A 14878-nucleotide genomic window follows, 5' to 3' on the forward strand; every position below is an offset into this window, starting at 1 on the left:
TTCCCTCACACGGCCCGACGACGCCCGGCGACGCCTCGTCGGTCCTCCCACCGTCACGAACTCCTCAGGCGGTGGCCACCGGCTCCCCGGCGAGCTCGTCGTCCTCCTCGCGCTCGATGCGCTGGCTGATGACGGCGGAGACGCCGTCGCCCTGCATGGTGACGCCGTAGAGAGCGTCGGCGATCTCCATCGTGCGCTTCTGGTGCGTGATGACGATGAGCTGGGAGCTGGCCCGCAGCTCGCGGAAGATCACCAGCAGGCGGCCGAGGTTGACGTCGTCGAGCGCGGCCTCGACCTCGTCCATCACGTAGAACGGGCTCGGTCGGGCCCGGAAGATCGCGACCAGCAGCGCGACGGCGGTCAGCGAACGCTCGCCGCCGGAGAGCAGCGACAGCCGCTTGACCTTCTTGCCCGGGGGGCGGGCCTCCACCTCGACGCCGGTGGTGAGCATGTCGTCGGGATCGGTGAGCAGGAGCCTGCCCTCGCCGCCGGGGAACAGCCGCGCGAAGACCCCGTCGAACTCGCGCCGCGTGTCCTCCCACGCCTCGCGGAAGACCTGCTCCACACGGACGTCGATCTCGCGGACGATCTCCATCAGGTCGGCCCGCGACTTGCGCACGTCGGCGACCTGCTCGACCAGGAACGAGTGCCGCTCCTCGAGCGCCGCGTGCTCCTCCAGGGCGAGCGGGTTGACCCGCCCCAGCAGGGCGAGCGCGCGTTCGGCCGTCCGCAGGCGCTTCGTCTGCTCGGTCCGGTCGTAGGCGACGACGGGCTGATCCTCGCCGTCGGCGACCTCCACGCCGAGCACCGGGACCGGCACGTCGGGGCCGAACTCCGCCAGCAGCACGTCGCTCTCGAGGCCGAGGTCGGCCACGGCCCGCGCCTCGAGCGCCTCGATCCGCAGACGCTGCTCGGCGCGCGCGACCTCGTCGCGGTGGAAGGCGTCGGAGAGCTCGGCGAACCGCGTGGCGTGCTGCTCGATGTCGCTGCGCACGACGGCGAGGCCCGCGTCCTGCTGGGCCCGCACCTCCTGCGCGACGTCGCGCTCGTCCGAGGCCCGCTGCAGGGAGTGCTCCAGGAGGTGGAGGCCCTCGGTGGCCACGCGGCGCACGTCGCGCGCGACCTCGGCCCGCCGGGCGCGCTGCTGCTCCAGCTCGGCCGCGCGGACCCGGGCCGCGCGCTCGGTGCGGGCGGCCCGTTCGAGCGCAGCGGCTCGTCCGGCGATCGCGCGCTTGCGCTCCTCGACGGTGCGGACGGCCAGTCGCGCGTCGGTCTCGGCGGCGCGGGCGGCCCTGGCCGCCTCGGCGCAGGCATCACGCCGCTCCCCCGCCGCCTCCAGGTCGGCCGCCGCCTCCTCCGGGTCGGCCTGCGCCGTCTCCAGCCGGGTGGCGAGCTCGGCGAGCTCCTCCTCGCGCGCCGCCCGCGAGGTCTCCGCCGCCCCGATCGCATCGGCGGCGCGGCCGGCCTCGGCCCGGGCGGCCTTGATCGCGGCGCCGAGCCGGCCGAGGCGCTCGGCGACGGCGGTGAAGCGGGCGTCGGAGGCGTGCAGGTCGGCGAGCGTCGCGTCGTGGGCGGCGCGCGCCGCCGCCAGCGTCTCGGTGACGGCCGCGAGGGTGAAGCGGGCCCGCTCGCCCCGGGCCCGCGCGGTCTCGACCCCGGCCGCCGCCTCCTCGCGCGCCGCCGTGAGGGCGATGACGTTCGTGGTGGCCTCGCCGCCACCGCTCGCGGCGGTGGCCGTGAGCACGTCGCCGGCACGCGTGACCGCGCGGTCGACGTCGTCGATCCCCGACGCCGCCGCGAGGACGTCGCGGGCCTGGCGGAGGTCCTCCACGAGCACCACCCCGTCGAGCAGCGGCCCCAGGGCCGCGCCGACGCCGTCCAGCGTGACGACGTCGAGCGCCCACGTCCCGCCGGCGGGGGCCGGGGTGGCGGGGACGACGGCGGCAGGGCCCTCGTCGTCGCCCGAGACGACGAGGCGGACGTGACCGTGCCCGGCCTCCCTGGTCCAGCGGAGGGCGTCGACGGCGGCCTCGAGCGACGTCACGACCGCCCCCTCGACCAGCGGCCCGAGGGCGGCGGCGACGGCGCCCTCCCAGCCGGGCTCGACGGCGAGAGCGTCCGCGAGCGGACCGGTGACCTCCGCGCGACCGGACGCGAGCAGCTCGCCCGTGCCGTCGCGACGCTCCAGGGAGAGCTCGAGCGCGTCCCGGCGGGCGGTCCACCGCTCCAGCTCGGCGCGCGCGGTGCGGGACTCCTCCTCGGCCTCGCGCAGCGCGGCCTCGCCCTCGGCCACGGCGGCCGTGGCGGCCTCGTGGGCGGAGTCGAGGTCCTCCTCGCCCTCCTCCACCCCGGCGGCCTGCAGCTCCAGCTCCGCGAACTCCAGCTCGGCCGTGCTCGCGCGCTCGGTCGCATCGGCCAGCACCCCGCGCAGCCGCTCGAGCTCGGAGCCCTGGGCCTCCATCCGGCTGCGCACGGCCCCGACCTGGCCCGCCAGCCGGGCCACCCCCTCGCGGCGGTCGGCGACACCGCGGTGGACGGCGGCGAGCTCGCGCTCGGCGGCCGCCGCGTCGGTCTCGGCGGCGGAGCGCGCGGCGACGGCCGCGGTCATCGCCGCGGTCGCGGCGTCGACCTCGACGTCGATCTCACGCTCGGCCTCGCGGGCCCGCTCGGCCTGGGCGTCGAGGTCGTCCGGGTCGGGGCCCTGCGGCGCCGCGGCGCCCGCGTCGCCCAGGAGGCGGCAGCGCTCGTCGGCGAGCGTCGCGGTCCCCCGCAGCCGCTCCCGGATGCCGGACAGGCGGTACCAGACCTCGGTCGCCTCGGCGAGGGCCGGGGCCGAGGCCGCGGCGGCGCGCTCGAGGTCGGCCTGCCGCGTGCGCGCGGCGTTCAGCAGCCCCTCGACCTCGTCCCTGGCCGCGGTGAGGACGGCGACGTCGGCCACCTCGCGCTGGTGCGCGTCGCGGGCCTGGGCGAGGTCGTCGGCCAGCAGCCGGGCGCGGGAGTCGCGCAGGTCGGCCTGCACGACGGCGGCGCGCCTGGCGACGTCGGCCTGCTTCGCCAGCGGCCCGAGCTGACGACGGATCTCGGTGACGAGGTCGGTCAGCCGCGCCAGGTTGGCCGCGGTGGACTCGAGCTTCCGCAGCGCCTTCTCCTTGCGCTTGCGGTGCTTGAGGATCCCGGCGGCCTCCTCGATGAAGCCGCGGCGCTCCTCGGGGGTCGCCCGGAGCACGGCGTCGAGCTGGCCCTGCCCGACGATGACGTGCATCTGCCGGCCGAGGCCGGAGTCCGACAGCAGGTCCTGGATGTCCAGGAGTCGGCAGGGCGTACCGTTGATCGCGTACTCCGAGCCCCCGGAGGAGAACATCGTCCGCGAGATCGTGACCTCGGTGTAGTCGATCGGCAGCGCGCCGTCGGAGTTGTCGATCGTGAGCGCGACCTCGGCGCGCCCCAGCGGCGGACGCGAGGTGGTGCCGGCGAAGATCACGTCGGCCATCGAGCCGCCGCGCAGCTGCTTGGCCCCCTGCTCGCCCATCACCCAGGCCAGGGCGTCGACGACGTTGGACTTGCCGGAGCCGTTGGGCCCCACGACGCAGGTGATGCCGGGCTCGAGACGCAGGGTCGTTGCCGACGCGAAGGACTTGAACCCCCGCAGCGTCAGCGTCTTCAGGTACACGCAGGCGAGCCTAGACGCATGCCGGAGGCAGGGCCCGCGGGGCCGTGCGGCTCCGGGGGTGCGCGATCAGGCGGTCGGGAACCAGAGCGCGATCTCGCGCTCGGCCGACTCGGGCGAGTCGGAGGCGTGCACGAGGTTGCGCTGGACCTTCTCGCCCGTGTCCGAGGCGAGGTCGCCGCGGATCGACCCGGGGGCCGCCGCCGTGGGGTCGGTGGAACCGATGAGGGCGCGCACACCCTCGATGACGCGGTGGCCCTCGACGATGACGGCGACGAGCTCGCCCGAGCCCATGAAGGCGACGAGCGGCGCGTAGAACGGCTTGCCGACGTGCTCGGCGTAGTGCTGCGCGAGCAGCTCGTCGTCGGCGGAACGCTGCTGCAGCGCGGCGATCCGGTACCCCTTCGCCTCGATGCGGCGAAGGATCTCACCGGTCAGGCGGCGGGAGACGCCGTCGGGCTTGACGAGGACGAGGGAGCGCTGAGTGGTCACACCCAGACCCTACCGTCAGGCCCGCGGGCGGTCGTCGCCGTCGGAGGGGTCGGGGGCGGCAGCGTCGGCCGTGCCGCTCGCGTCGCCCGCCGCGCCGGCCGCGTGCTCCAGCTCGAGGACGTACCGCTCCGCCCGCTCGACGTCGATGCGGCCGCCGACGCGCCAGCACACGATCCACAGCACCGCGAAGGTGATCCCGACCGCGAGCATGTGGTCGCGCATCTGCGGCACCACGAAGGCGACGGCGATGAGGGAGCCCTGGATGAACGTGCCGAGCAGGTACCCGGCGAACGTCCGCAGCAGCCCCGCGGCGAGGAGGCACGCGAGCGCTCCCCCGATCCCGACGCCGACGATCACGCCGGTCTCCGCGGCGCGCAGGCCGTAGGCCGCGAGCGCCGCGAAGAACACCACGAACGCCTCGAGGCCGAGCAGGGTCGAGCAGAACATCCGGCGGGCGGAGCGGGGCGGCTTCGGGGCCACGGGCTGCTGGGGCGGGGCGTCGGTCACGTCAGAGCTCACCGAACCCACCCTCGAACGCCTCGACGATCGCGTCAACCGCCTGCGTCGCCTGCGGCCCACGGGCCTCCACGACGACCTCGGCGCCCTGGACGAGCCCGAGGCCCATCACCGCGAGCAGGCTGGCGGCGTTGGCGCCGTCGACCAGCACCTCGGCGTCGAACCCGCCGGCGAGCCGGGCGAGCTGGGACGCGGGTCGGGCGTGCAGCCCCTGCGGGTTGCGGACCACGGTCGTGCGGCGGGGGCCCGCGGGGATGTCGAGGCGGATCGTCGACCGCGGGGTGGCGGCCGGGAGCTCGGGCAGCTCGGCGACGACCTGACGCGTCGCCGTCGCGACGGCGACGACCACCTCGGCGACGCCGCCACCCGTCTGGGCGGCCACGGCCGCGGCCACGGCGCCCTCGACGAACGCTCCGCCGGCGAGCACGACGCGGGGGTCCTCGAGGGCCTCCAGGACGGCTTCCGCCGTCATCCGCGCCGACCCGATGTCCGCGAGGAGCACGACGCCGGAGCACCCGGCGTCGAGCTCGGCCGCGATGGCGCGCTCGACGACGTCGAAGCTCGTGCCCAGGCGCGCGTCGTCGGTCCCGCCCGCGGGGCGCAGCACGACGTCGGGGGCCATCTGGGCCGCGAGCTCGACGACACCTCCCGCGAGCAGGGCGGAGTGCGACACGAGGACGAGTCCGGTGGTCCTGTCGTTGCCGGAGACGCTCATGCGTCCGTCGCCGCTCGCGCGGCGGCGTCGAGCAGGAGCACGGTGGAGGCGGCCCCGGGGTCGCGGTGCCCGACGCTGCGCTCGCCCAGGTAGCTCGCGCGACCCTTGAGCGCCACGAGGTCGTCGGTCGAGGCGGCCCCGACGGCGGCCGCCTCCGCGGCCGCCCGGAGCACCTGCGCGGGCGAGGACCCGGCCTCGGCGGCGGCCGAGGCCGCCTCGACGGCCGGGTGCCACGCGTCGACCATCGTCTTGTCCCCGACCTGCGCCTTGCCGCGGGCGACGACGCCCTCGAGCGCCGCGTCCAGGAGCGAGTGCACCCCCTGGGCGTCCACGGCAGGCACGGCGGTGACCTTGGCGGCACGCAGGAACGCGGTGCCGTAGAGGGGACCGGCGGCTCCGCCCACGGTCGACATCAGGGTGGTCGCCACGAGCTTGAGCACGTCGCCGACAGTCGCGGGCTCGGCCGGCTCCATCGCCGCGGTGACGGCGGAGAAGCCGCGGGCGAGGTTCTCGCCGTGGTCACCGTCCCCGATCAGGCGGTCGAGCTCGGACAGCTCGACCCGGTGCTCGGCCACGACGGCGGCGGCCTCGGCGACGAAGCGCCGCGCCCAGTCGACGTCGAGCGCGCCCTCGGACACGGAGGAAGGAGGAGTGGTCACAGTCCCCACCGTAGTGCGGCGGTGCTGACGGGTGCGTCGTAGAGCGCGGTGAGCTCGTCGTCGAGCCTGAGCACGGTGACCGAGGCGCCCTGCATCTCCAGCGACGTGACGTAGTTGCCCACCAGCGAGCGGTCGACGACGACGCCCTGCTCCTCGAGCCGACGACGCGCGTGGCGGTAGACGATCGACAGCTCCGAGGCGGGGGTGCCGCCCATCCCGTTGACGAGCAGCAGCACGTGCTCGCCCGAGGCGAGGCCGAGGTCCTCGACCACGGGGTCGAGGAGCAGGTCGGTGATCTCGTCGGCGCTCGCCATCGGGATGCGGCGACGGCCGGGCTCGCCGTGGATGCCGATCCCGATCTCGATCTCGTTCTCGGCCAGCTCGAACGACGGCTTGCCCGCGTGGGGGACGGTGCACGCGCTGAGGGCGACACCCATCGAGCGGACGCCGGCGTTGACGCGCTGCGCGATCGCGAGCACGCCCGCGAGGTCGTCGCCGCGCTCGGCGGCCGCGCCGGCGATCTTCTCCACCAGGACGGTCCCGGCGACGCCGCGGCGGCCCGCCGTGTAGAGGGAGTCCTCGACCGCGACGTCGTCGTTGACGATGACCGTGGCGACCTCGATGTCCTCGGCGTCGGCCAGCTCGGCGGCCGTCTCGAAGTTGAGGACGTCGCCCGTGTAGTTCTTCACGATGTGCAGGACGCCGGCGCCGCCGTCGGCCGCGCGGGTCGCCGCGACGATCGGGTCCGGGGTCGGCGAGGTGAACATGGCGCCGGGGACCGCCGCGTCGAGCATGCCGACCCCGACGAAGCCGGCGTGGAGCGGCTCGTGGCCGCTGCCGCCGCCCGAGACGAGTCCGACCTTGCCCCGCACCGCGCCGCCGACGCGCGCGACCACCAGCTGGTCGAGCTGGGTGACGAGGTCGGGGTGGGCGAGCACGAAGCCCTCGACCGCCTCCGTGGTGACGGCCTCCGGGTCGTTGATCAGCTTCTTCACGTCTGGCTCCTTCGCACGGGTGAACGCCTCGATGACGCCCGGGTCGCCGGGCCTGACCGGGGGCGGTGAGCGCCGTGGCCAACTCTGCCCCTCGGGGACGCTTTGCGCCAGCGACTCAGGGCGCCGGCGGACGGGCGAGGAGGACCGTGAGATCCCCTCGCAGCGCGACGTCGCCGGCGGCGTGCGGGACGAGCGCCGTCTCACCGCTGCGCACGGCCGTCACCGCGCCGTCGGTGACGATCTCGCCGTGTCCGGCGACGACCACCGCGACGGCGAGACCCGCCTCCCAGCCGTCACCGCCGTGCAGGCGGTCGGCCCGGAAGAACGCCTCGGCGCCTGGGAGGAGCGGGCCGACGGTGCCGGCCCTGCTGCGGACCAGCGCCGCGACCTCGTCCTCGCTCCACCCCCGCCGGTCGACGGCGGCGAGCGCGACGTCGAACCCCAGCCCGAGGTGGCCGAGCGCGGCGCCGTCGATCGCGAACCCCGACCACTCCAGCAGGATCGACAGGTCGGTCGGCTCCTGCAGCTCGACGACGAGGGCCCCCTCACCGATCGCGTGCGGCAGCCCCGCGGGCACGAGCACCGCGTCGCCGGCCGCCATCGGCAGCGTGTGCATCGCCCCCAGCATCGCGGCGGTGTCCTGGTCGGCCACCCACCGGGCGAGCTGCTCGGCCGTGACGTCACGCGCGAAGGCCAGATGCACCGTGGCCGGGGCCAGCGCGATCCACGCCTCCGTCTTGCCGTGCGCGAGCCCGAGCATCCCCTCGGCGAAGGCCACGTCCGGGTGGGCGTGCACGGGCAGCCGCTGGCCGGCGTCGAGCAGCTTCACCAGCAGCGCCGGATCACAGCCGCGGACGGCCGCGTGCGCCAGCCCCAGCCAGGCGACCGGATCGGCCTCGACCGCGTCCCGCAGGAGCTCGCCCGACGGCAGCCGCGTGAGCCCCAGCTCGGACTCGCCGAACACCGTGGTCAGCGAACCGATCCAGTCCTCGGGGATGGCGAGGCCGGTGGTCGGCCGCGCGACGACGGCGAGGTCCGCCCCACCCGCGCGGAAGGCGGCGATCCGCTCGCCACCGCGGTAGAAGCGGTCGGCGGGCTGGTTCGCAGCCAGGACGATCGGGTGCACGGGCGCTCCTTCGGTTTCGAGGGTCGACGGTCGGGGCGGGACGGGCGCCTCAGACATCGGTCCCGGGGTCGGTCCCCGGTCCGGTCCCGGCGGGCGTCTCGACGGCGATGCGGACCCAGGTCCGCCACGTCGCCCCCGCCTCGAGCACCGGCGCCCCGGCGTGCGGCAGGGTGCGCTCGCGCCCGAACAGCGGCGCGTTGGCGGGTTCGACCCCGAGCACCCAGGCGCCCGCCGACGGCCAGCTCCACGTGCACAGCCGCGGCAGCGTGTCCGCGCTCCAGGAGACGACCACCCGAGCCCCGCCGCCTTCGCCGTCGCCGTCGCCGACGGGCGGGAGCAGCGTCGCGCGAGCCGTCGCGGCGTCGTCCGTCGCGAGGTCGCGGTGCTCGGCGACGACCGGCACGGCCGCGCGTGCGACGTCGGGGGTCAGCAGGGGCAGCCGCCCGAACGGGAGCGGCTCGCGCGTGGTGGAGCGCACGGCGTCGACGTCCAGGCGCGACCCCGGCCGGAGCAGCGGGGCGCCGAGGTTGACGTGGTAGAGCAGCGGGACGCCGACCGCCCGCTCCCCCACGTTCGTGACGTCGTCGGACACCGTCAGCGCGGCCTCGCCGGTGCGCGCCGTGACGGTGCGGGCGACCTCGACGCGAGCGCCGCCCAGGCTCGAGAGCGTCACCCGGCCGGTCACGACCACCTGCACCTCGCCGTCGACGACCTCGCGGCGCCACGCGACGTCGTGCGCCGGGGTGTGGTGGTGGGAGCCGTGCTGGCCGACGCCCTTGCGCGGCTCCCCGATGTTGTCGGGACCGCACGTGGCGAGCAGACCGCCGAGGAACCGTGCCTCCCAGGACGCCCCGGGCCCGGGGTCGACCGGGTTGGGCGACCGCCACGCGAGCGGGGTGCTCCCCCACCAGGCGGGCCCGACGTCGAGCCCGTGGTCCAGCCGGAGGTCGAACGCGAGCCCGCCCGCCAGCCGCACGCGGAGCTCGCGGTCCCCGGCGAGGTCGCGCACCTCCGCCACCTCGGCCAGCAGCTCGGCCCGGGCGGCGCGGCCGTCGGCGAGGAGCGCGGCCCACCCGGTCACGCGTCGACCTGCCGGCCGTGGGCGGCGACGTCCGGGGCGACGGGGTGCGCGGCAGGTCCTGCGGGCGCGAGCGCGAGGGCGGCGACGAAGCCGCCGATGAAGGAGTCGCCGAGGCCGATGGTCGTGGGGTGGTCGACGTCGAACCGGTGACCGGCCTCGACCGCGACGTCGGACCGACGCCGCTCGAGCGCGCGGGCGAGCTCGACGGCGTCGGCGCGCGGCACGAGAGCGGCCGTCGCATCGTGGTCGGCGCGGGTCATCGCGTCGCCGTGCACGTACCGCGTGCTCGCCATCGTGATGCCGCCGCGCAGCGCGGCGCGCAGCTCGTGCGCACGCTCGCCCACGGCCAGCGCCCAGCAGCTGGCGTGGACGACGAGGGTGCGCGCCGGGACGACGGCGGCGAGCTCGTCCAGGGCGGCGCTCACGTCGTCGGCGTCCAGCAGGTCGACGCCTCGACCGACGAAGGCCTCGAGCTCGTCCTCGTTCATGCTGTAGACGTCGGCGATCGCGGCGAGCACGGCGCTCACCTCGTCCCGGACGTGCGGCACGTGGTAGGCCGCCTCCTCCCACAGGACGAGGGCGTCGGCGCGTCGGTGGGTGACGACGCGCTCGAGCTCGACCAGCCGCTCGGCGAGGATCTCCCGCTCCTGGATCGCGTTCAGGGTCGAGAGCATCACGACGTCGGCGCGCTCGACCGCGTCGGCCAGGCCCGGGGCCAGGGTGAGGAGGCGGTTGGGCGGGTCGTTCGTGACGATGAACCGGTTGGCGTGCGGGGCGACGACGACGCCGTCGGTCAGCTCGACGCGCGCGCCGGCCGGGAACTGAACGATGAGGTGCGGGTCGAGCGCCTCGCTGACGCCGGTGTGCAGGAGCACCGACCCGGGCGGGACCAGACGCCGGACGGTCGCGTCGACGTCGACCATGTGGATCGTGGCGGGGACGTCGAGGACCGCCATCGCCAGGGCCGCGCGGATGTTGGTCCCGCCGAGCGTGACCACCGAGGTGAACCGGGTGGCGAACGCGCGGACGAGGTCCGAGGACGCGGCGAAACGCTCGCCGCCGCGGCCCGCGGCGACGAGCGCCAGCAGGACCGCGAGCAGCGAGCGCTCGTCGACGATCTCCCGGTGGGCGTCGAGGTCACCGACCCCGACGCCCAGCTCGCGCGCGGCGGCGCCGAGGGCCTGCGCGTCCCACACCACCTCCACGTCCACCGTGCCGCCCAGCCCGAGCACGATGCGCTCGGCCTCGGTGCGGGCGACGGTGGCGGTGCTGCCGTGGTGCATGCTCACTCCCTCGTGGCGTCGCCGCGGCCGCGGCGGACGGAGCTCGGGGCCGGTGCGCCCGAGCGGTCGGCTCAGTACAGCTCGGCCTTGCCGGCCGCGCCGAACAGGTCGATCTTCTGCGCGGCGACGGCCTTCAGGGCGTCGCGGCACGGCGGCTGGATCGAGTCGGGCTCGCGGAGGTTGAGGTCGGCGAGGACCTCGCGCTCCTTCTCGTAGTAGGCCACCTTGATGTCGCTGGAGATGTTGATCTTGTTGACGCCGTTGGCCGCGGCCTCACCGATCTCGGCGTCGGGGTTGTTCGAGCCGCCGTGCAGCACGAGCGGGACGTCGACGGACGCGTTGATCTCGCGCAGCAGGTCGAGCTTGAGCTCGGGCTGGAGGTCGGAGGGGTAGATGCCGTGCCGGGTGCCGATCGCGATCGCGAGCGTGTCCACCCCGGTGCGCTCGACGAACGTCACGGCGTCGGTCGGGACGGTGTAGATGATCGTGTCGGCGCCGTCCTCGGCGTAGCCGTCCGTCTTGCCGATGGTCCCGAGCTCACCCTCGACGGAGACCCCCACGGCGTGGGCGGCCTCGACGACGCGAGCGGTCAGGGCGACGTTCTCCTCGAACGGGAGCATCGAGCCGTCGATCATGACGGAGGTGAAGCCGCCCTGGATCGCCTGCAGGATCTGCTCGTAGTCGGCGCCGTGGTCCCAGTGGATCGCGACCGGCACGGACGCCTTGCGGGCGGCCTGGATGACGGCGGGCATGACGTCCCACCCGAGGTTGGCGATCTCGTTGGGGTGGATCGCGATGATGAGCGGCGACTGCTTCTCCTCGCTGATCGCCAGCACGGCGTTGAGCATCGAGTAGTCGCTGATGTTGAACGCCGGGACGGCGAAGTCGTTCTTGGCGGCGACGGCGAGCAGGTCGGCTCCGGAGACGAGCGGCATGGCGGTGTCCTTTCCTGGACGGGTGGGGATCGGGGGGTGAGGGGGCGTGCGGCAGGGGGTGCGCGGACGCGGCGCGCAGGACGGTGGCGTCGGGGGCACGGGTCGGCGGCGTCACACCTTCACGGCGCCGGCGGTCATACCGCCGATGAAGTAGCGCTGGAAGAAGAGGAACAGGATCAGGACCGGGAGGCAGCCGAGGATGCTCATCGCCATCATCTGGTTCCACTCGTAGGAGTGCTGGCCCATGAGCAGCTGGATGCCGATGGGCACCGTGCGCATGTCCTCGGTCCTCGTGAGCGTGAGCGCGAACAGGAACTCGTTCCACGCGATCATGAAGGTGTAGATGCCCACGGACACCAGCCCGGGCACGGCGATCGGCACGAGGATGCGCCACAGCGCCGTCCAGGGACCGGCGCCGTCGACCTTCACGGCCTCGTCGAGCTCGCGGGGCAGGGTGTTGAAGTACCCGGTGAGCATGATGATCGCGTACGGGATCGTGAACACCATGTAGGTGAGGATCAGCCCCGGGTAGGTGTTGTAGAGCCGGAGCCCGACCATGAGGCCGAAGTACGGGATCAGGAGCGTGATGGGCGGGACGGCCTGCACGCTGACGATCACGACGTTGAGGGTCTTCTTGAGCGGGAACTCGAACCGGCTGAACGCGAAGCCGGCGAGGATGCCGACCAGCAGGGTCAGGCACGTCACCGCGAAGGCGATCACGTAGCTGTTGACGAAGAACCGCACCTTGACCGGGTCGCTGAGGATCTCCGAGTAGGCCCCGAGGTTGACGTTCTCGGTCAGCAGGCGCGGCGGGAAGGCGAACATCTCGCCGTTGGTCTTGAAGGAGCTCGAGAGCATCCACAGCACGGGCAGCCCGGCGAACAGCGCACCGGCCACGAGGGCGACGACGGTGGCGGCCCGCTTGCCGGGGTTCTTGCGGCCGGGGGTGCGGTTGACCCGGAGGTCGGGGCGGTTCTCCGGGAGGTGGGTGAGAGTCGTGGCCATCGCTTCAGTCCCTCGATCGTTGGCTGCGGGCGTAGAAGAAGGCGAGGATCATCGAGAGCAGCAGGATGATCACGGCGGCCGTCGACGCCTCGGAGAACTGGTACCGGGTGAACGCGAGCTTGTACGTGAAGGTGCTGAGCACCTCGGTCGCGTCGATGGGCCCGCCGCCGGTGGTCATCCAGATGAGCGCGAACTGCTGCGTCGTCCAGATGAAGTCGAGCAGCGCGAGGCTGATGATCAGCGGCTTCAGCTGCGGGATCGTGATGGCCCAGAACCGCTGGACGGGTCCGGCGCCGTCGATGCTCGCCGCCTCGTAGAGGTCGCGCGGGATGCCCTGCAGCCCCGCGAGCAGGCTGATCATGTAGAACGGGTAGCCCGACCAGATGTTGATGAAGGTCACGGCCGCCAGCGCCGTGCTCGGGTTCGCGAGCCACTCCACCTGGCCGCCGGTGAGGCCGACCGTCTCGAGGATGTAGTTCACGACGCCGTTCGGGCTCAGCAGCATCCGCCACAGCACCGCGATGATCGCCACCGTGAAGAGCCACGGGAGCACGAGGATCACCCGGAACAGCGCCTTCGTCGTCCTGCCCAGCAGCTCCGTGTTCAGCAGGATCGCGAACGTCAGACCGAGGACGATGTGGACCACCACGCTGACGGCGGTGAACACGAACGTGTTGCGGGCGGCCTTCCAGAAGGCCGCGTCGCCGAGGATCGTCAGGTAGTTCTCGAGCCCGACGGGCTCCGGGGACTTGTTGGTGATGACGTTGTCCATCACCGAGTAGCCGATGACCATGACGATCGGCACCGCCATCAGGACGATCATCAGGATGATCGTCGGCGACAGGTAGCCGAACGGCGTCAGGCGCTTCCTGAGGAGCTCGCGGCGGCGGTGGGTGGCCCGCGGGGCGGCGGTGCCGGCCGGCGGCTTGATCTGCGTGGATGTCATGTCGTTCCCTCCCCCCTTCCCCGGCCGGGGGCCGACCGGTGCGGTCGGACCCCGGCGTCGCAGAGGATGTCGTGGTGTCAGAGATCGAGGACTAGAACTCCGACTCCCACTCGGTCTGGGCGTTCTCCAGCGCCTCCTGCATGGACTGGTCGCCGTTGAGCGCCTTCTGGTACTCGGTGGAGAACATCCGCATCAGCTCCTCGGCCACCGGGAGCCCCGTGAACTCGTTCGCCGGGTAGCCCTCCTGGTAGATCGCGAAGGCCTCCTCGAAGATCGGGTCGGAGTCGGTGAAGTCCGGGGTGGAGGTGCTGTTGCCCGGGAACGCGTTCGCCATCGTGGAGAGCTCGGCGTTGGTCTCCTGGCTCATGAGGAACTCCACGAGCTTGAACGCCGCCTCCTTGTTCTCGGAGTTCTCGGCGACACCGATGCCCCAGGACGCGTAGGGGATGCCCCGCTCGCCCTCGTAGCCGTCCTCGGACGGGATCGCGGAGATCGTGAACTCGAGCTCGGGGTTGCTCTCGCGGATGAGGTTCACGTGGGCGAGGGAGTCGATCATCATGCCGACGCGGCCGTTGGTGAACTCCTCCACCATGTCCTGCTCCTTCATCGTGAAGGCGCCCGGCGCGGTGGAGCCGTCGTCCCACAGGCCCTGGAGGAACTCCATGCCCAAGGCGACGTCGTCGTTGGTGAGGTCGGGCTGCCCGTCGGCGAGCATCGAGCCGCCGGAGGACCACACCCACGACATGACGTTGTTCTGGATCCCGCTGGGCTGCTCGAGCGAGAGCGGGTAGATCCAGCCGGGGGCGCCGTTGTCGGTGATCTTCTTCGCGGCCTCGGCGAACTCGGTGCGGTTGGTGGGCACCTCGCTCACGCCGGCGTCGGCCAGCAGCGCGTCGTTCGTGAAGAGGGGGTACACGAAGTTCACGACCGGGATCATGTAGGTCGAGCCGTCGACCTGGATCTGGCTGGCGAGCTCGCCGTCGTCGTAGCCGACCTCCTCCATGAGCGCCGTGAGGTCGGTGATCGCGCCCTGCTGGGCGAAGTCGTAGACCCAGGCGCCGTCGAGGCCGACGACGTCGGGCATCGTCCCGGCGGCGGCGCCGGCGACGACCTGCTCCTTGGTCGAGGCGTAGGGGCCGGAGAGGAGCTCGACGGTGATGTCGGGGTTCTCCTCCTCGAACCGGTCGATGAGGGCGCGGAACTCGCCGTCGGGCAGCTCCGGCTCCCACCACTGCTGGAACTCGAGCGTGACCTGCTCGCCGTCCCCTCCGGCGTCCGAGCTGCCGGTGTCGCCACCCGCATCGCCCGACCCTCCGCCGCACGCGGCGACGAGCGAGAACGCCGCCAGACCTGCCACGGGCAGAAGCAACCGCTTCCGAGATCCAACGCGCATGACTCTCCTCCTTGAGATGCCGATTCGCGCGCTTCTCTGCGCGCATCTGCAACTCTAGTGCGGGA

General features: G+C 73.5%; 13 protein-coding genes. All 13 read right to left on the reverse strand.

The features are described from left to right. Window positions 1-64: 64 nt before the first annotated feature. Window positions 65-3670 carry a chromosome segregation protein SMC gene (gene smc, locus C8046_RS04890; protein ID WP_109228486.1) on the reverse strand — a complete coding sequence of 1202 codons (3606 nt, stop codon included), beginning with the start codon at window positions 3668-3670 and terminating at the stop codon, window positions 65-67. Window positions 3671-3736: 66 nt separating this feature from the next. After that, entirely contained in the window at window positions 3737-4159 is a 423-nt protein-coding gene (gene ndk, locus C8046_RS04895; protein ID WP_109228487.1) for a nucleoside-diphosphate kinase, read from the reverse strand. Window positions 4160-4174: 15 nt separating this feature from the next. After that, the gene (locus tag C8046_RS04900) at window positions 4175-4678 is read right to left on the reverse strand and encodes a DUF4233 domain-containing protein (RefSeq protein ID WP_146197064.1); all 504 of its coding nucleotides are present in this window, start codon (window positions 4676-4678) and stop codon (window positions 4175-4177) included. Beyond that, window positions 4668-5390: a dihydroxyacetone kinase phosphoryl donor subunit DhaM gene (gene dhaM, locus C8046_RS04905; RefSeq protein WP_109228489.1), complete on the reverse strand. Its 723-nt coding sequence runs from the start codon at window positions 5388-5390 to the stop codon at window positions 4668-4670. The genes C8046_RS04900 and dhaM overlap by 11 nt, the downstream gene beginning before the upstream one ends. Next, a complete protein-coding gene (dhaL, locus tag C8046_RS04910; protein ID WP_235866115.1) occupies window positions 5387-6049 on the reverse strand; it encodes a dihydroxyacetone kinase subunit DhaL in 663 nt (220 codons plus the stop codon). The genes dhaM and dhaL overlap by 4 nt, the downstream gene beginning before the upstream one ends. Beyond that, window positions 6046-7044 carry a dihydroxyacetone kinase subunit DhaK gene (dhaK, locus tag C8046_RS04915; protein ID WP_109228491.1) on the reverse strand — a complete coding sequence of 333 codons (999 nt, stop codon included), beginning with the start codon at window positions 7042-7044 and terminating at the stop codon, window positions 6046-6048. Before dhaK ends, dhaL begins: the two co-directional genes overlap by 4 nt. A 115-nt stretch (window positions 7045-7159) precedes the next feature. Continuing rightward, window positions 7160-8170, reverse strand: a complete 1011-nt coding sequence (locus C8046_RS04920; RefSeq protein ID WP_109228492.1) for a class I mannose-6-phosphate isomerase — start codon at window positions 8168-8170, stop codon at window positions 7160-7162. A 49-nt stretch (window positions 8171-8219) separates the two neighbouring features. After that, entirely contained in the window at window positions 8220-9251 is a 1032-nt protein-coding gene (locus tag C8046_RS04925; protein ID WP_109228493.1) for a DUF4432 family protein, read from the reverse strand. Continuing rightward, window positions 9248-10534 (reverse strand): ADP-dependent glucokinase/phosphofructokinase, encoded by a 1287-nt coding sequence (locus tag C8046_RS04930; RefSeq protein ID WP_109228494.1) that lies wholly within the window; start codon window positions 10532-10534, stop codon window positions 9248-9250. The genes C8046_RS04925 and C8046_RS04930 overlap by 4 nt, the downstream gene beginning before the upstream one ends. 71 nt (window positions 10535-10605) lie before the next feature. Further along, window positions 10606-11469: a ketose-bisphosphate aldolase gene (locus C8046_RS04935; RefSeq protein WP_109228495.1), complete on the reverse strand. Its 864-nt coding sequence runs from the start codon at window positions 11467-11469 to the stop codon at window positions 10606-10608. Window positions 11470-11580: 111 nt separating this feature from the next. Next, window positions 11581-12474 (reverse strand): carbohydrate ABC transporter permease, encoded by an 894-nt coding sequence (locus tag C8046_RS04940; protein ID WP_109228496.1) that lies wholly within the window; start codon window positions 12472-12474, stop codon window positions 11581-11583. 4 nt (window positions 12475-12478) lie between these two features. After that, entirely contained in the window at window positions 12479-13420 is a 942-nt protein-coding gene (locus tag C8046_RS04945) for a carbohydrate ABC transporter permease (RefSeq protein ID WP_109228497.1), read from the reverse strand. Between the two features lie 91 nt (window positions 13421-13511). After that, the gene (locus C8046_RS04950) at window positions 13512-14777 is read right to left on the reverse strand and encodes an ABC transporter substrate-binding protein (RefSeq protein WP_235866116.1); all 1266 of its coding nucleotides are present in this window, start codon (window positions 14775-14777) and stop codon (window positions 13512-13514) included. Between the last annotated feature and the right edge of the window lie 101 nt (window positions 14778-14878).

This window comes from Serinibacter arcticus (assembly GCF_003121705.1).
GTDB lineage: Bacteria > Actinomycetota > Actinomycetes > Actinomycetales > Beutenbergiaceae > Litorihabitans.